The organism is Flavobacterium cryoconiti (genome assembly GCF_048158645.1).
Lineage (GTDB): Bacteria > Bacteroidota > Bacteroidia > Flavobacteriales > Flavobacteriaceae > Flavobacterium > Flavobacterium cryoconiti.
In genome coordinates, this window is sequence record NZ_JBLNKW010000007.1 from 159486 (window position 1) to 176444 (window position 16959).

Annotated in this window: 15 protein-coding genes; 1 reads left to right on the plus strand and 14 read right to left on the minus strand. The window is 32.9% G+C overall.

What is annotated here, in order from left to right:
- The first annotated feature begins 1 nt into the window (after position 1).
- A complete protein-coding gene (locus tag ACM55H_RS11665; RefSeq protein WP_416836652.1) occupies positions 2-598 on the plus strand; it encodes a 3'-5' exonuclease in 597 nt (198 codons plus the stop codon).
- 42 nt (positions 599-640) lie between these two features.
- Here ACM55H_RS11665 and ACM55H_RS11670 read toward each other — a convergent pair whose 3' ends face one another.
- The 14 genes from ACM55H_RS11670 to ACM55H_RS11735 form a co-directional block, all read right to left on the minus strand.
- The gene (locus tag ACM55H_RS11670) at positions 641-1132 is read right to left on the minus strand and encodes a 4'-phosphopantetheinyl transferase family protein (RefSeq protein WP_416836653.1); all 492 of its coding nucleotides are present in this window, start codon (positions 1130-1132) and stop codon (positions 641-643) included.
- A complete protein-coding gene (locus tag ACM55H_RS11675; RefSeq protein ID WP_416836654.1) occupies positions 1129-1383 on the minus strand; it encodes an acyl carrier protein in 255 nt (84 codons plus the stop codon). The genes ACM55H_RS11670 and ACM55H_RS11675 overlap by 4 nt, the downstream gene beginning before the upstream one ends.
- A gap of 76 nt (positions 1384-1459) precedes the next feature.
- Complete coding sequence (locus ACM55H_RS11680; RefSeq protein WP_416836655.1) at positions 1460-2731, minus strand: beta-ketoacyl-[acyl-carrier-protein] synthase family protein; 1272 nt, start codon at positions 2729-2731, stop codon at positions 1460-1462.
- Between the two features lie 53 nt (positions 2732-2784).
- Positions 2785-3213 (minus strand): 3-hydroxyacyl-ACP dehydratase FabZ family protein, encoded by a 429-nt coding sequence (locus ACM55H_RS11685; RefSeq protein ID WP_416836656.1) that lies wholly within the window; start codon positions 3211-3213, stop codon positions 2785-2787.
- A 32-nt stretch (positions 3214-3245) separates the two neighbouring features.
- The gene (locus tag ACM55H_RS11690; protein WP_416836745.1) at positions 3246-4298 is read right to left on the minus strand and encodes a type III polyketide synthase; all 1053 of its coding nucleotides are present in this window, start codon (positions 4296-4298) and stop codon (positions 3246-3248) included.
- Positions 4295-5008 carry a methyltransferase domain-containing protein gene (locus tag ACM55H_RS11695; protein ID WP_416836657.1) on the minus strand — a complete coding sequence of 238 codons (714 nt, stop codon included), beginning with the start codon at positions 5006-5008 and terminating at the stop codon, positions 4295-4297. The genes ACM55H_RS11690 and ACM55H_RS11695 overlap by 4 nt, the downstream gene beginning before the upstream one ends.
- Positions 5009-6139 carry an NAD(P)/FAD-dependent oxidoreductase gene (locus ACM55H_RS11700; RefSeq protein WP_416836658.1) on the minus strand — a complete coding sequence of 377 codons (1131 nt, stop codon included), beginning with the start codon at positions 6137-6139 and terminating at the stop codon, positions 5009-5011. It abuts the gene before it with no gap.
- A 157-nt stretch (positions 6140-6296) separates the two neighbouring features.
- Positions 6297-8204: an acetate--CoA ligase gene (gene acs / locus ACM55H_RS11705; protein ID WP_416836659.1), complete on the minus strand. Its 1908-nt coding sequence runs from the start codon at positions 8202-8204 to the stop codon at positions 6297-6299.
- A 483-nt stretch (positions 8205-8687) separates the two neighbouring features.
- On the minus strand, positions 8688-10157 hold the full coding sequence (ilvC, locus tag ACM55H_RS11710) for a ketol-acid reductoisomerase (protein WP_416836660.1): 1470 nt from the start codon (positions 10155-10157) through the stop codon (positions 8688-8690).
- Positions 10158-10243: 86 nt separating this feature from the next.
- Entirely contained in the window at positions 10244-10765 is a 522-nt protein-coding gene (ilvN, locus tag ACM55H_RS11715; protein ID WP_035672504.1) for an acetolactate synthase small subunit, read from the minus strand.
- Positions 10766-10769: 4 nt separating this feature from the next.
- The gene (ilvB, locus tag ACM55H_RS11720) at positions 10770-12464 is read right to left on the minus strand and encodes a biosynthetic-type acetolactate synthase large subunit (RefSeq protein ID WP_416836661.1); all 1695 of its coding nucleotides are present in this window, start codon (positions 12462-12464) and stop codon (positions 10770-10772) included.
- A 138-nt stretch (positions 12465-12602) separates the two neighbouring features.
- Positions 12603-14276 carry a dihydroxy-acid dehydratase gene (ilvD, locus tag ACM55H_RS11725; protein WP_416836662.1) on the minus strand — a complete coding sequence of 558 codons (1674 nt, stop codon included), beginning with the start codon at positions 14274-14276 and terminating at the stop codon, positions 12603-12605.
- 270 nt (positions 14277-14546) lie between these two features.
- On the minus strand, positions 14547-15662 hold the full coding sequence (gene leuB, locus ACM55H_RS11730) for a 3-isopropylmalate dehydrogenase (RefSeq protein WP_416836663.1): 1116 nt from the start codon (positions 15660-15662) through the stop codon (positions 14547-14549).
- 45 nt (positions 15663-15707) lie between these two features.
- Positions 15708-16883, minus strand: a complete 1176-nt coding sequence (locus ACM55H_RS11735; RefSeq protein ID WP_082014141.1) for a 2-isopropylmalate synthase — start codon at positions 16881-16883, stop codon at positions 15708-15710.
- Positions 16884-16959 lie beyond the last annotated feature (76 nt).

The window sequence follows — 16959 nt, forward strand, 5'->3', positions numbered from 1 at the left end:
TATGCTAGACTGGCTTAAAAACATTAATAAAGAACACCCTGAATTTTGGAAAACCTATGTTTCAAAATTTGAAAAAAAATCTAATCGTTTTGTTATTTTATCAACTGAAACTTCAGGCTTAAACCCCGTTAAAGATGTTATTTTATCAATTGGTTCTTTTGCGGTAGTCAATAATAGTATTATTATTGGAGATAGTTTTGAAACTGTTTTATTGCAATATAAATTTTTGCACGATAACGGACTTTCAAATGAGTTTATCGTTGAAAGTAAAATGAAAAAGCTTGGAGAATCTGAAGCAATCCAGTCTTTAATAGATTTTATAGGAAACGCTGTTTTAGTGGGACATCATATCGATTTTGATGTAGAAATGATTAATGCAGCCCTTGAAAGATTAGATTGTGGCCGATTAAAAAATGAAGCTTTAGATGTTGATGTAATGTATCGAAAACTTCAAGATATTAATGATCGTCAATTTTCTCTGGACGAATTATGTGATATTTATAAAATTCCAAAAAGCGATAGAAATTCTTCTTCTGAGGATGCATACAAAATTGCTTTACTTTTTTTAAAATTAAAATCTAGATTGGGGATAAAGTAATTGATTCCCAGATTCAGTAATTGAAGTCTTTAAAATATATAATTAACAAAGCAACTTTATGCCTTCCCAAAAACGCCCATGATGACTAATCGAAACTGGGATAGTTTTTTGGGTTTGAATGTCAATTATAAAAGGGATTCCGTTTATTTTACTGATTTCAGCTTTAGAATTTAAAGCCTTTATTGCATTGAAATATTCTTTTTTTACAACAGCAATAGAGTGAATAAATTCCTCTGAAATATTTGTTTGCGTGAAATACGTGTTTCCATTACAAATAACTGTTCCTAAAATTTCATTCTCATAATGACACTCTAATTGTAAAGGTATATATGCTCGAATTCCTGATTCTCTATTGTAGATTTTGTAAGCCGCTTCCTTTCTTGACCATAAATTCCAAACCAGTACTTCAGGATTTATAGCATTCAAAATTAATAATTGCTCTTTTTGAGTAAAGATTTTATCCAAAAAACCTTTCCGTTTCCAGTTACTTTCTTTTCGGGCTAAAGTCAAATCTACAATATCATTACCGATCACTTTTCAGCTAATTTAGTTTCAATTATCGCCATAGCAGCTTTTAAATCAAGCATTTTTTCCATGGATTCATTATCGATTATAAGATTAAATTCTTCTTCAATATCTAAAATTACATCAACTAAATTAGCGGAATTGATTTTTAAATCGTTAATAAAATCAGTGTTCTCCGTAATATTATCAAAAGCCCCTTGATTTTGAACATAAGGCTTAATAATATTTTTTAATTTTTCAATTGTTTCTTGTTTATCCATAGTTTGTTTATTTCTTAGCGCTGATTCCTAGTTTTTCTTTAATTTATTCTCAAATTTAAAATTGATGAACCTGTGACTAAATATACTTTTTAAAAATTACACAACCGTTCACATCTCCAAAACCAAAACTGGCTTTGGCAATAATATTCAATTCTTTTTTAATTAGTTGTCTTGGAATTCTTGACTCATCAATCAGAGCTGTAATCTCATGGTTTAAATCCTCACAATTGATATTGGAAAAAACAAATCCTTCTTTTAATTGCAATACTGAGGCCACACTTTCGATACTCCCCGCTCCTGACAAACAATGCCCTACCATTGATTTCAAGGAGTTTATATAAGGAAAATCTTTTCCTTTTCTTCCTAAAGCTTCACTCCAATTCTGAATCTCCAAACTATCTTTGGATGTGGCAGTCAAATGACCGTTTATAGCGTCAATATCATTAGCTGAAATCCCAGCATTTTCAATAGCATTTTTAATGCATTTTTGAACGGCTGTCGGATTTGGAGCAGTCATACTTCCTAATCCGCGTTGACCACCAGAATTTACATTTCCTCCCAAAATTTCTGCGTAGATTTTAGCACCTCGTGCCAATGCACTTTCTAAATCTTCCAAGACTAAAGCCCCTGATCCACTTCCCGGAACAAATCCAGAAGCACTTTCAGACATTGGCCTTGAGCCTTGTTCCGGATTTTCATTATGCTTAAAAGTGCAGACTTTCATCGCATCAAATCCACCCCAAATATAGGGTCCAGAATCACTTGTACTTCCGGCTAAAATGCGTTTTGCCTGTCCTGATTTTATCCGTTCATAGGCCATAAGAATACTTTCGGTTCCTGTTGTACATGCCGAAGAATTGGTAGTGACTTGATTTCCTAACCCTAATTTCCCTCCTAAATAAGCACTCACACCACTATTCATAGTTTGTGCCACGGCAGTACTTCCTAATCTTCGGGTTTGAAATTCATCAATTTTATAAATACTTTCTCGAAATTTATCAATTCCAGAAGTTCCTGTTCCAAAAATAGTTCCGCTATCCCAATCCGGTTCTTCATTAATTTCTAATGATAAACCTGCATCTTTCCAAGCATCAATTCCTGCAATAACACCATATAAAATTCCCGTTGAATTGAAATTTCTTAACTCTAATTCCGAAAAATACTGCAATGCTAATTCAGTGGAAATTTCAGGTTTTCCAGCAATTTGACAAGAAAATTGCAGTCTTTCTAATTCTGAATCATATTTGATTCCCGAAATTCCATTTTTTATGGCATGAGTAAAAGCATCAAGTCCTACTCCATTTGGAGCAACAACACCAAGTCCTGTAATTACGACACGTTTTTCCATTTATGCTTAATTTATTTCAGTATCTGCTAATTTTTTTAATCTAATTTTCAATCTCAAACTATCATTCCTGCTATTATTCCCATACAAACCATTTCGCCTTTTTCATTTATCATTTTTACTTTACATTTTAATTTTCCAAATCTAAAATATATTTTTTCTGAAATTACTATTACTTTTTCATTTGGAAAAACAGGTTTTAAAAAATCTATTTCTGCTGATGTTAAAGCAATTGAAGTAGTTTTGTTTAACGTATCATTTAATAAAAAAATTCCCAAACAAACCAATCCGATTTGTGCCATAACTTCAGTTAAAATTACACCCGGAGTTACTGGATTGTCTTTAAAATGCCCTTTATAAAAATCTAACGTTTCATCAAATGTATATGCCCCTTCAACTCCATTTTCATTAACATTGATTATTTCATCAACAAACAGAAAAGGTTTAGAATAGGGTAATTTTGATATGATTTCTTCTTTTTTCATAGTTTTTCTATTCCCTCATTTGGGGTTAAGGGCTAAAACTGCAATAAAACACGTTGTGCCGAAAATCCTGGACCAAAACTCAACATTAATCCTTTCTCTCCTTTTTTAGGTTTGCTGTCCATAATTCGTTCTAAAACATATAAAACAGTCGCACTTGACATGTTTCCATACAATCGTAAAACTTCTTTTGTATCGTCAATGTTTTTTCCTAAATCAAAAAATAAACGTTCAACCGTTTGAATAATTTTTTTACCTCCAGGATGAAAAATTAAATGATCAATAGTTTCAATCGTTTCATTATTCTTTTCTAAAAATGGATTAATGATATCCGGAAAATGTGACGCAATAGTTTCAGGAACTTCAATATCCAATACCATTTGTAAACCTGAGTTCGTGAGTTTAAAACCCATCATTTGAATGTTGTCATAAAAATGATACATTTCTTCGGCTAGAATTTCAGGGCCTTCATCTTGGTCATCAGAAGTAAGCAAAACGCAAGCTGCACCATCACCAAAAATAGCTGCGCTTACAATATTAGCCATCGAAAAATCATCTAATTGAAATGTTGCTGTTGGACTTTCAACTGCAATAACTGCAGCCCGTTTTCCAGGATTAGCCTGCAAGAAATTTTTAGCATAAATAATTCCCGAAATCCCGGCAGCACAACCCATTTCAGTTACTGGAAGCCTAATTATATCTTGACGTAACTTTAATTTATTAATCAAATACGCATCCAATGATGGAATCATAATTCCAGTACAACTCACCGTAATGATGTAATCTAAATCTTCTGGATTCCAATTGGCCTTTTTCAATGCTTTTTCTAATACTTTTTCGCCTAAATCAATTACCTCCCGGACATAAATATCATTTCTTTCCTCAAAAGAAGTTTTCGTAAAGACTTCAATTGGATCCATAATAGAATACCGCTTATCAACTGCAGCACCTTCAAAAATTTTTTTCACTTTTCTGATAAAACGTTCGTCTTGTCCTACTAACCAAGCATCCAAAAATGGAATAATTTCATCCGTTGTTCTGGAGTATTTTGGCAATTGTTTTGCAACGGTTTTTATTTTTACACTCATATTTTCGAAATTATCCACTGGTAGCGAAACGCCCATTTCCAATTAATTTTATAGTTGTTAAAATTTAATTTTTGAGAGAAATAAATCAATTCTTCTTTTTTAAAACCTCTTAAAATTGAAATTAATCCATCTTCCCGCGACATATCATTTAATCGAAAAACAAAACATAATGCCTGAAATAATCGATAAGCTACTGAACTCCTTTGTAAATCATTTATAACAATTCCAACATTCGAATTAGCATTAAACACATTCAATAAATGAACTATTTCATTGTCTTTAAAATGATGTAAGGTCAAAGTACACAGGACAATATCGTATTTTAATTCTTGAAAAGGTTTATCAAATATATCTTCACATTGATACGATATATTAGAATATTTTTTAGATAATTTTTGCGCATGGTTAATCGTGAAATTATTGGCATCAATACCAATTAATTTAAATTTAAGATTATTTTTTAATCCAAAATCTGCTAATGTGCGTAACATGTCGCCATTACCACAACCTACATCCATAATACTAATTTCATTTGATTTTGAAATATTCTTAATCAAATCCTGTACTCCTCGTAAAGTTAACAGGTTTCCACCTAAAAGCTGATTGATTTGGGCAATTTTGTCTAAGGCATCCCGTAAGATTTCTCCTTCCATGGCAAAATTATCCATGGTTTCAGGTTTGTCTGTTCTGTATTTGGTGTTTATAAACATTTATGAGCTTAAAATTATAGGTTTTCCATGCGTTTTTTTTATAATTTTCGGCAATAAAAACGGAAATGCAATCAATATACGCATTAATACACGAGAGAGTTTTTGCTTTTGCAAAAGATTAGATAAAAATCTCCCTATTTTTAATCTTTGACTAAAATTAGAACGCCACTCCTTACTATATTTTTTTTCTAATTCGCTTCTGGAATTGATTTCATCATTGCAATATTTCTCCACTAATTCCGAAACAATTTTAGCACTATGAATAGCCATTGCCATTCCATTTCCACACAAAGGATGAATTAGTCCGGCGGTATCTCCAATCATTAAAATATGATTTTCAACAGCTTGTTTTTTTTCGAAAGAAATTTGGCTTATTGTTAATGGTTTTTCGAAAAGCAAGTTGCTTTTTTCGAAAATAGTTTTTAAATGTGGGTTTTGAGAAACGACTTTATTTTGATATTCTTCAACGTTTTTAAACTTATTGAAAGTTTCATAATCTGCTAAGTAACAAATATTAATTGCACCATTTTCTACTTTTGAAACACCACAATAGCCGCCTTTAAAGTTATGCAATCCTACCAAATCATTAGGAAAATCTCCTGAATAATGCCCTTTGACAGCTAACCATGGTGATTTCTTCTGAATAAAATTACGATTTAGTTTTTGATCAATAATAGAGCGTTTGCCAAAAGCTCCAATTACAATTTTAGCTTTTAAAATAATTTTATTTGACGTTGTCACGGTAAATGTATCATCTTCAAAAGCTATTCCTTCAACTAAATCCTGAATAATTTTACAACCATTTGCAATTGCTTTATTATATAAATATTCGTCAAGAGTATAGCGGCTAATTCCAAATCCACCAAGAGGTAAAGTGCTTTTAATTGTCTTTCCGTTAACTGTCGAAAATTCAAGTTTTGTAATCGTAGTAGGATATAAATTAGCTATTTTTAAATCAAGCCAATTGAGATAAGGTAAAACTTCATTAGAAATATATTCTCCACAAACTTTATGTTTTGGAAATTCATTTTTTTCTACAATAATAACTTGAAATCCAATTTTGGATAAATGAATTGCAGCTGTCAAACCTGCTAAACCGCCACCAATAATTAAGACTTCCTTATTTTTCATACTGAAGTAAATTTATGGATTTGTTTATTAATGTAGTTATGATATTTAATAAAAAACTTACATAAATTAATTATTGTTTATTATCAAGAAATGTTGAGTGTTGTATTACAATTAAGTCAAAAAAAAGCTGTTTTATTACAAACAGCTTTTAATTAATTTACAATTTTCCTTCTTTTATTTCTTCTACAATTTCAGGATTTAATAATGTTGTAGTATCTCCAAAATTCGAATAATCTCCTTCGGCTATTTTACGTAGAATTCTACGCATGATTTTTCCGGAACGGGTTTTTGGTAGACCGGAAACAAACTGAATTTTATCTAACTTAGCAATTGGACCGATATGATCTGATATATGCTGATTTATTTCTTTGATAAGATTTTCTTTATTTCTTGTTTCTCCAGTTTCTTTTAAAATAACAAAACCGTATAATGCATTTCCTTTTACATCATGAGGGAAACCTACAATGGCTGATTCAGCAACAGCAGGATGCTCATTAATAGCATCTTCAATAGGTGCTGTTCCTAAATTGTGTCCTGAAACAATAACAACATCATCCACACGACCTGTAATTCTATAATATCCTACTTCATCACGCAAAGCGCCGTCACCAGTAAAATATTTCCCTGGAAAAGTAGAAAAATAAGTATCTATATATCGCTGGTGATCTCCCCAAATGGTTCTTGCGATTCCAGGCCATGGGAATTTAATACACAAACTGCCTACCACTTGATTGCCTTCTATTTCATTGCGTTTTTCGTCCATTAATACCGGTTGAATTCCAGGTAATGGTAAAGTAGCATAGGTTGGTTTAGTTGGCGTCACAAAAGCTATTGGAGAAATCATAATTCCACCCGTTTCAGTTTGCCACCAAGTATCTACAACGGGGCATCTTTTATCTCCAACATGGTCATTGTACCAGTGCCAAGCTTCTTCATTGATTGGCTCCCCTACTGAACCAATTACTTTTAATGATTTTAAAGGGAATTTTTGTACATATTCTAAGCTCTCTTTTGCTAAAGCACGAATAGCAGTTGGTGCAGTGTAAAACTGGGTAACTTTATGTTTTTCGATAATTTCCCAAAAACGACTAAAATCAGGATAAGAAGGAACTCCTTCAAAAATAACAGTCGTCCCACCATTCAATAATGGACCATATAAAGCATACGAATGTCCAGTGATCCAACCTATATCAGCAGTACACCAAAAAATGTCATTTTCTTCATGATTAAAAACATTTTTAAACGTGTAAGCAGTATAAACCATATATCCTGCTGTAGTATGTACCATTCCTTTTGGTTTACCGGTAGAACCTGAAGTATAAAGAATAAACAAAGGATCTTCGGCATCCATGATTTCAGCAACATTATTATCCGATGCTTCGTCTAAAAGAGGTTGCAACCATTGATCACGGCCTTCTTTCATGCTTATAGAAGTATTGGTTCTTTTAACCACTAAAACTGATGAAACTGAAGGACAGTTTGTCAAGGCTTCATCAATTATTCCTTTTAAATCGATAGTTTTATTTCCTCGGTAACCTCCATCTGAGGTGATGACCATTTTACATTCGCTATCATTAATTCTTGTTGCAACTGCCGAAGCCGAAAATCCTGCAAAAACAACTGAATGGATTGCTCCAATTCTAGCACAAGCCAAAGTTGTTATGGCTAATTCAGGAATCATTGGTAAATAAATACAAACGCGATCTCCTTTTTTTATACCTTGTTCTCGCAATACGTTTGCCATTTTACAAACACGTTGGTGTAATTCATTATAGGTTATATGTAAAGCAGCTTCTGTAGGATCATTAGGTTCAAAAATAATTGCCGTTTTATCCCCTCTTTTAGCAAGATGTCTGTCGATGCAGTTTTTGGTCATATTCACTTTAGCTTCCGTAAACCATTTAACTTCGGCTTCTGCCATATTAAAATCGACAACCTTATCCCATTGTTGGTACCAAGTAAAATTTTCTTCTGCTATTTTGCCCCAAAATTTTCTGGGCTCACGAACTGATTTATTATAATGTTTAAAATATTGTTCTAAATTATCAATTTTATAGTAGCTCATGTTTTTTAATTTTTTATAAAAGTATTAAATCTCAAGCTATTCTTAAAATTATTTAAATTATAAATTCCTATAGAAATTTAAATATTAAATAAAAAAAATAACTTTTTAATGATAATTTGTTCGTTTTTTACTTTTTTTTGAAATTTTGATACAAACAAAAAAAGCGAGATAGATTTCCTACCCCGCCTTTTATCTCAACAAAATTTAACAACAAATAATTTTTGTAATAAAAAAAATACTTTATTACAGCTTCAATTAGACCCAACTTTAATACATTTTAATATATAAAGGTAGTTTCTAACTCTATTTCAAATAAAGGAATTACTTCACTTAACTCTCAGCTTGTTGGAAGTTAAGTGAATGTAATATGCATCTATATCCTCTTTTCTTTTAATAAGTGCTTACTAATTCAAAATATTATGGATTCAAATGATATAATGCAAATCCCAACACACCCTCATGTGTGGTAATTCCTAATTTTTATTATCCTATTTTTTTCATTGCAGTCATAGATTCTCTCAACCACTCTCCTACTTCTTCAATAGGATGTTGACGAATACTTTTATTTACTGCAATAAGTACTGCATTATCTACTCCATTAGAAGTTGAAAATGGTTTACCAATTATGTTTGTGTCTACAGTTTTCATAAAATCAACCAATAAAGGCTTACAAGCATGATCAAACAAGTAACAACCATATTCAGCAGTATCCGAAATGATTCTGTTCATTTCATATAATTTTTTTCTTGCCACAGTATTAGCAATCAAAGGCAATTCATGTAAAGATTCGTAGTAAGCTGATTCTTCAATGATTCCTGATTGTGTCATTGTTTCAAAAGCTAATTCTACACCCGCTTTAACCATAGCAATCATCAAAACACCATTGTCAAAATACTCTTGCTCTGAAATATGAGCTGCTGTTGGAGCTGTTTTTTCAAAATTAGTTTCTGCAGTTGCAGCTCTCCAAGTCAATAAATTAACATCATTATTGTCCCAGTCAATCATCATGTTTCTTGAAAATTCTCCAGAAATGATATCGTCTTGATGTTTTTGGAACAATGGACGCATGATATCTTTCAATTCTTCCGAAATTTCGTAAGCTTCGATTTTTGCAGGATTTGAAAGACGATCCATCATATTTGTAATTCCACCATGTTTCAAAGCTTCAGTTATAGTTTCCCAACCGTATTGAATTAATTTTGAAGCATAAGCTGGCTCGATTCCTTTTTCAACCATTTTGTCGAAACATAAAATTGAACCTGTTTGCAACATTCCACAAAGAATGGTTTGTTCTCCCATTAAATCCGATTTTACTTCAGCTACAAATGAAGAGTTCAAAACTCCAGCTCTATGTCCTCCAGTAGCAACTGCGTATGCTTTTGCTTGTTCGAAACCTTCTCCGTTTGGATTGTTTTCAGGGTGAACTGCGATTAAAGTTGGTACACCAAAACCTCTTTTATATTCTTCACGAACCTCAGATCCTGGACATTTAGGAGCACACATGATAACCGTGATGTCTTTACGAATTTGCATTCCTTCTTCTACGATATTGAAACCATGAGAATACGCTAATGTTGAACCGTTTTTCATCAAAGGCATGATTGCTGTTACTACAGCTGTATGTTGCTTATCTGGTGTAAGGTTACAAACCAAATCAGCAGTTGGAATTAATTCTTCATACGTTCCCACTTTGAAACCATTATCAGCAGCATTCATGTAAGAAGCTCTTTTTTGAGCAATTGCTTCTGCACGCAATGCATAAGAAATATCTAAACCTGAATCTCTCATGTTCAAACCTTGGTTTAAACCTTGAGCTCCACAACCTACGATAACTACTTTTTTTCCTGCTAATGCTGCTATACCATTTGAAAATTCTGATTGATCCATGAATTCGCAAACGCCTAATTGTTCTAATTGTAATCTAAGTGGTAATGAATTGAAATAATTTGCCATCTTTTTTTATTTAATGATTTTAAAATTTAATAATTGAAATTTTGATTGCTGCAATAACATTATAAAGTGTTACTGCAAAATGAATTCTATTTAAGCTCTTCTAATAACGTTGATATTTCCATTTTTTCTTTGGAAACTGATATTCTTCCTGAACGTACAAACTGCATGATTCCGAAAGGTTTTAATTTTTCGTATAATTCTTCAATTTCAGAACGTCTTCCTGATTTTGAAATCACAAAAAAGTCTCTTGATACGGTAACAATTTCCGAATGACTTTCTTTGATTATATTTTGTATTTGTCTTTCGTCAAATAATAAACTCGAATGTATTTTGAACAAAGCACTTTCTAAGAAAATAGTTTCTTCATCAACATGATAAAAAGCTTTGATTACTTCGATTTGTTTTTCAATTTGACCTACAATATTTTGTACCCATTTTTCAGTTGTATCCACTACAATAATGAATCTGGAAACATTTTCTATTTCTGATTCGGATACATTTAGACTTAATATATTGATATGACGTTTCAAGAATATTCCTGATATTCTGTTTAATAAGCCAACGTTGTTTTCTGAATAAACAGAAATGGTGAATGTTTTATTTTCCATAATATTAACTTAATCTCATCTCAGAAACCGATGCTCCTGTTGGAATCATTGGGAATACATTATTTTCTTTTTCTACCATAACTTCAAGGAAGTACGATTCTTTTGAAGCCATCATTTCAGCTACGGCCGCATCTAAATCTTCTCTTTTGGTCACTTTTTTGGCTTTAATATAATAGCCTTCAGCAATCGCTATAAAATTAGGATTTATCATCTCCGTAGAAGCATATCTTTTGTCAAAAAACAATTGTTGCCACTGACGTACCATTCCTAAAAATTCGTTGTTCAATACAACAATTTTCACAGGAACTTTAGTTTGAAAAATAGTTCCTAATTCCTGAATCGTCATTTGAAAACCACCATCACCAATAATGGCAACGACTTCACGTTCCGGCATTCCCATTTTGGCACCAATCGCAGCCGGTAACGCAAATCCCATCGTTCCTAAACCTCCGGAATTAATGATGCTTTTAGTCGAATTAAATTTGGCATAACGACAGGCAAACATCTGGTGTTGCCCTACATCAGGTACAATTATAGCGTCACCTTTAGAATGTTTGTTAATCATTTCGATAGTTTCCCCCATAGAAATTCCTTCTTTCTTCGGTTTTAACTCGTCATTGATTACCTCTTCTAGTTCAATTTTATACATTTCCTTGAACTCGTTGTGCCAAGATTCGTGTGTGTTACTTTTGATTAAAGGAAGTAAGGCAGTCAGTGATTCTTTGACATCAGCTAAAACGGCCACAGTTGTTTTTACATTTTTATCTATCTCCGACGGATCAATTTCGAAGTGAATAACTTTGGCTTGTTTTGCATAAGTGGCTAAATTTCCAGTCACACGGTCGTCAAAACGCATTCCAAGTGCAATCAAAACATCACATTCGTTTGTTAATAAATTAGGCCCGTAATTTCCGTGCATTCCTAACATTCCTACATTTAAGGGATGATCTGTTGGCAATGCCGAAAGTCCTAAAATAGTCCAAGCAGCAGGAATTCCAGATTTTTCAACTAATGCTTTTAATTGTTCTTCCGCTTCGCTAAGAATAATTCCCTGACCAAAAACGATATATGGTTTTTTTGCATTATTGATTAGTTCCGCAGCCTCTTTAACCTTTTCAATATCTAAAGTTGGTTTTGGATTGTAACTTCTAATGCTGGTGCATTTTTTATAACTAAATTCAATTTCGTCAAATTGCGCATTTTTTGTAATATCAATCAATACGGGACCCGGACGACCTGATTTTGCAATAAAAAAGGCTTTTGCAATGATTTCAGGTATTTCATGTGCCTCGGTAATTTGATAATTCCATTTGGTAACCGGAGTCGAAATTCCAATAATATCAGTTTCCTGAAACGCATCTGAACCTAATAAATGTTTGCCTACCTGACCGGTAATACAAACCATTGGAGTAGAATCAATTTGAGCATCAGCAATACCGGTTACAAGATTTGTTGCTCCAGGACCTGAAGTAGCTATAGCAACTCCAACTTTTCCTGTTGCTCTTGCAAATCCTTGAGCCGCATGAGTTGCCCCTTGTTCGTGACGTACTAAAACATGCTGTAATTGATCTTGAAATTTATATAATTCGTCATAAACTGGCATTATGGCACCTCCTGGATAACCATAAACCAAGTCTACTCCTTCTTCTAATAAGCATCTAATAACGGCTTCTGCGCCTGATATTTTATTTGTTCCCATGGGTACGTTTATTATTTTTGCTCATCCTAGCTATCTCCAAAAATAGAGAGAGCCGAGATTGATATAGTATTCCTATTTTTTACTTTCAAATAAAAGTCCAAACCCTATTTTATATTTCCCTTTCGGGAGTTAGGGGGATTATTTATCGGTTACACATCCTTCAGAGGCACTGGAGACCGAACGCATATATTTAAGTAACACTCCTTGTTTAATTGGTGATTCTGGTTGAACCCAGTTGGCTTTACGTTTTGACAATTCTTCGTCAGATATTTTCATATTAATAGTATTTTTCACAGCATCAATTGTAATCACATCACCGTTTTCTATCAATGCAATTCCTCCACCTTCATAGGCTTCTGGAGTAACGTGTCCTACCACAAAACCGTGAGAACCTCCAGAGAAACGTCCGTCAGTAATCAAAGCAACAGTACTTCCTAAACCAGCTCCCATAATAGCAGATGTTGGTTTTAACATTTCAGACATACCAGGGCCACCTTTTGGACCACAGTAACGAATAATCACTACGTTTCCCGGCTTAACTTCACCACCTTGTATTCCTTTAATTACATCTTTTTCATTTTCAAAAACTACTGCTGTACCTTCAAAAAACTCTCCTTCTTTTCCGCTAATTTTAGCCACACAACCTTCTGAAGCTATGTTTCCGTATAGAATTTGAATATTTCCAGTAGCTTTTAATGCTTTTTGGATTTCATGAATTACTTCTTGACCATCATGTAAATCAGGAATTGAAGCTAAATTTTCAGCTATAGTTTTTCCTGTTACTGTCAAACATTCACCGTGTAAAAAACCTTCTTTTAATAAATATTTCATTACTGCTGGAACACCTCCTACATTATGTAAATCTTCCATTAAGTATTTACCACTTGGTTTCAAGTCGGCTAATAATGGTGTTTTATCGCTGATATCCTGGAAATCTTTTAATGTGAGTTCAATACCTACAGCGTGAGCCATTGCAATTAAGTGCATCACTGCATTTGTAGAACCTCCTAAAACGGCTACCATCGTAATTGCATTTTCAAATGCTTTACGAGTCATAATGTCTCTAGGCTTAATATCTTTTTCTAGTAATATTTTGATTGCTTTACCAGCATCAGCACATTCTTGTTTCTTTTCCGGACTCAAAGCAGGATTAGAAGAACTGTAAGGCAAACTCATTCCTAATGCTTCAATTGCTGATGACATCGTGTTAGCAGTGTACATTCCACCGCAAGCACCTGCACCTGGACAAGCATTTTGTATTACTCCTTTGAAATCTTCAGGTGTAATCGAATTGCTGAATTTTTTTCCTAATGCTTCAAAAGCAGAAACAATATTTAAATCTTCACCTTTCCATTTTCCTGGGTGAATTGATCCTCCGTAAACCATAATAGAAGGGCGATTTACTCTACCCATAGCCATTAAGGCTCCTGGCATATTTTTATCACAACCTGGAACAGCAATCATACCATCATACCATTGTGCTCCCATAACTGTTTCTATAGAATCTGCAATTACATCACGAGAAACCAAAGAAAAACGCATTCCATCATTACCATTAGAAATACCGTCACTTACACCAATAGTATTAAAAATCAAACCCACTAAATCTTCTTTCCAGACGCCAGTCTTAATATCTTTAGCCAAATCGTTTAAGTGCATGTTACAAGGATTTCCGTCGTAACCCATACTCACAATTCCTACCTGCGCTTTTTTTAGATCCTCTTCTGTCAAACCAATTCCGTAAAACATTGCTTGAGAAGCTGGCTGTGTTTCGTCTTGGGTGATTGTTTTGCTGTATTTATTTAATTCCATTATATGATTGTTTCTGTATTTTTTAATTTATTCCAAAAAAAAACCTTCCAAAATAATTGGAAGGTTTTAAATATTTTTTTAATTATATCTATAACATTCCTACTGCACATGTGATTACCACATTGACATTAATAATTGAAGAAATAATAGTTACGATTTTCATTTTTTTTATTTGTTTCAAAAGTATGAAAAACAAATAGAACAAAAAAATAGAACCTTAAAATTATAAGCACTTTTCAATTATTAAATGCACTTTTGATCATTGTTTTGTTAAACAATAGTCGATTGTCCTATTTGGACATTGTCACTTTTAAAATATAAATCATCTTTACTTAAAATGACATTCGAAATAAAGTCTCCAACTTCATTGGTACCAAATTTTGAATCTGCTTTCAAATCTACTGTCACAACATTATATTCAATTGCTTTTTCTACTGCTTCGTACACTTTTTTAGCTTCTTTATTTAATCCAAAATGTTCTAAAAGCATTGCTGCTGATAATATGGAAGCAATTGGATTTGCTGTGTTTTTTCCTTTTGCTTGTGGATAAGAGCCATGAATAGGTTCAAAAAGCGCATTTTTATTTCCTAATGATGCCGAAGCCAATAATCCTATAGAGCCTGTAATTACACTGGCTTCATCAGATAATATATCTCCAAATAAATTTTCGGTCAAAATGACATCAAATTGTTTTGGATTTAAGATGATTTGCATCGCTGCATTATCAACAAAAAGAAAATCCAATAGTACATCAGGATAATTTTCGCTCACTTTTTTGACAACTTTTCGCCATAAACGAGAAGTCTCAAGCACATTAGCTTTATCCACCATCGTTACTTTCTTACGTCTATTTTGTGCTGCTTTAAAAGCCAAATGAGTAATTCGGGTGATTTCTTCTTCTGAATATTCGCATAAATCAGAAGCTATGGTACCAGCATCGTTCAATTTTTTCTCACCAAAATAAACACCTCCAGTAAGTTCTCTGAAAATAGTGAAATCTGCACCTTCAATTATTTCTCTTTTTAATGGAGAAGAATCTAATAATGACTTATATGGTTTTATAGGTCGGATATTTGCAAAAAGACCTAATTCTTTTCTCAATTTTAATAAACCTTGCTCCGGACGAACTTTAGCGCTAGGATTGTTGTCGTATTTTGGATCGCCAATAGCGCCAAACAGAACAGCATCCGTATTAAGGCAAAGGTTAAGTGTTTGTTCCGGAAGAGGGTTTCCGGTTTTATCTATGGCAACAGCTCCCATAAGAGCATCTTCAAAAACAAATTCATGATCATATACTACACCTATAGCATATAAAGCTTTCTTTGCCTGTAAGGTCACCTCTGGTCCTATTCCGTCTCCTGGCAATACTGCTATTTTTAAATTCATGGTTTAGTTTTTTATATAATTATACTATTGTAAATAGTGCTTTTATTAACTTCTTATTAAATCACTTTGTATTTTACAAGCTTCAATAATTTGATGAATATCATCATCTAAAACTTCTTTTTTGATATCGGCAAATTTTAAGAACTCAATATAAACTACATCCAATTGCACTTTAGTAAGTTCATATCCTACTTTTTTTGCTCTGTAAGCTAATGCTGCTCTACCGCTTCTCGCAGTAAGAACTATTGAAGACTCATTGACACCTACATCCAAAGGATCCATGATTTCATAAGTTGCTCTGTTTTTAATCACACCGTCCTGATGAATTCCTGAACTGTGTGCAAAAGCATTAGCACCAACAATCGCTTTATTTGGCTGTACCATCATTCCCATACTTTCTGAAACTAAACGACTCATTTCGTTCAACTGTTTCGTATTGATATCAGTGTATAGATTTAAATAAGGATGTTGTTTGAAAATCATTACCACTTCTTCAAGTGCAGTGTTTCCTGCTCTTTCTCCTATTCCATTTATGGTACATTCTATTTGTCTTGCTCCGTTTACCGCACCAGCAATAGAATTGGCTGTTGCCATTCCTAAATCATTATGACAATGACAAGAAAGAATAACATTTTCAATACCTTTTACATTTTCTTTTAGGTATTTTATTTTTGCGCCATATTCTTCAGGTAAGCAATATCCGGTAGTATCAGGAATATTAAGTACTGTAGCACCTGATTTGATAACTTCTTCACAAACTCTTGCCAAGAAATCATTATCAGTTCTACCGGCATCTTCAGCATAAAATTCTACATCTTCAACATACGATTTAGCATGAGAAACTGCAAATTTAGCTCTAGCGATAATATCTTCTCTGGTAGTATTTAATTTGTGTATTATATGTGAATTTGAAGTTCCAATTCCAGTATGAATACGTGGTTTTTTAGCATGTTTTAAAGCAGCTGCAGCAACATCTATATCATTTTTCACTGCTCTGGTTAAACCACAAACAGTTGCATTTTTTACAATCTTACTAATTTCAGAAACAGATAAAAAATCACCTGGACTAGAAACAGGAAAACCAGCTTCGATAATGTCAACACCCATTTCGTCTAAGCGATTTGCTATAACGAGTTTTTGATTGGTATCTAGTTTACATCCTGGGACCTGTTCTCCATCTCTTAAAGTGGTATCAAAAATTTGAACTTTCTCTCTATTCATTTTCATTTATTTAATGTAATTTCACATCTCGATAACAAATTTATATTTCATTACTTTAATATAAAACTCATTTTAA

What these genes read in the sequence shown, in the direction of transcription:
- ACM55H_RS11665 (WP_416836652.1), top strand. Translation starts at nt 2, where the DNA reads ATGCTAGACTGGCTTAAAAACATTAATAAAGAACACCCTGAATTTTGG.
- ACM55H_RS11675 (WP_416836654.1), bottom strand. Translation starts at nt 1,383, where the DNA reads ATGGATAAACAAGAAACAATTGAAAAATTAAAAAATATTATTAAGCCT.
- ACM55H_RS11680 (WP_416836655.1), bottom strand. Translation starts at nt 2,731, where the DNA reads ATGGAAAAACGTGTCGTAATTACAGGACTTGGTGTTGTTGCTCCAAAT.
- ACM55H_RS11685 (WP_416836656.1), bottom strand. Translation starts at nt 3,213, where the DNA reads ATGAAAAAAGAAGAAATCATATCAAAATTACCCTATTCTAAACCTTTT.
- ACM55H_RS11690 (WP_416836745.1), bottom strand. Translation starts at nt 4,298, where the DNA reads ATGAGTGTAAAAATAAAAACCGTTGCAAAACAATTGCCAAAATACTCC.
- ACM55H_RS11695 (WP_416836657.1), bottom strand. Translation starts at nt 5,008, where the DNA reads ATGTTTATAAACACCAAATACAGAACAGACAAACCTGAAACCATGGAT.
- ACM55H_RS11700 (WP_416836658.1), bottom strand. Translation starts at nt 6,139, where the DNA reads ATGAAAAATAAGGAAGTCTTAATTATTGGTGGCGGTTTAGCAGGTTTG.
- acs (WP_416836659.1), bottom strand. Translation starts at nt 8,204, where the DNA reads ATGAGCTACTATAAAATTGATAATTTAGAACAATATTTTAAACATTAT.
- ilvC (WP_416836660.1), bottom strand. Translation starts at nt 10,157, where the DNA reads ATGGCAAATTATTTCAATTCATTACCACTTAGATTACAATTAGAACAA.
- ilvN (WP_035672504.1), bottom strand. Translation starts at nt 10,765, where the DNA reads ATGGAAAATAAAACATTCACCATTTCTGTTTATTCAGAAAACAACGTT.
- ilvB (WP_416836661.1), bottom strand. Translation starts at nt 12,464, where the DNA reads ATGGGAACAAATAAAATATCAGGCGCAGAAGCCGTTATTAGATGCTTA.
- ilvD (WP_416836662.1), bottom strand. Translation starts at nt 14,276, where the DNA reads ATGGAATTAAATAAATACAGCAAAACAATCACCCAAGACGAAACACAG.
- leuB (WP_416836663.1), bottom strand. Translation starts at nt 15,662, where the DNA reads ATGAATTTAAAAATAGCAGTATTGCCAGGAGACGGAATAGGACCAGAG.
- ACM55H_RS11735 (WP_082014141.1), bottom strand. Translation starts at nt 16,883, where the DNA reads ATGAATAGAGAGAAAGTTCAAATTTTTGATACCACTTTAAGAGATGGA.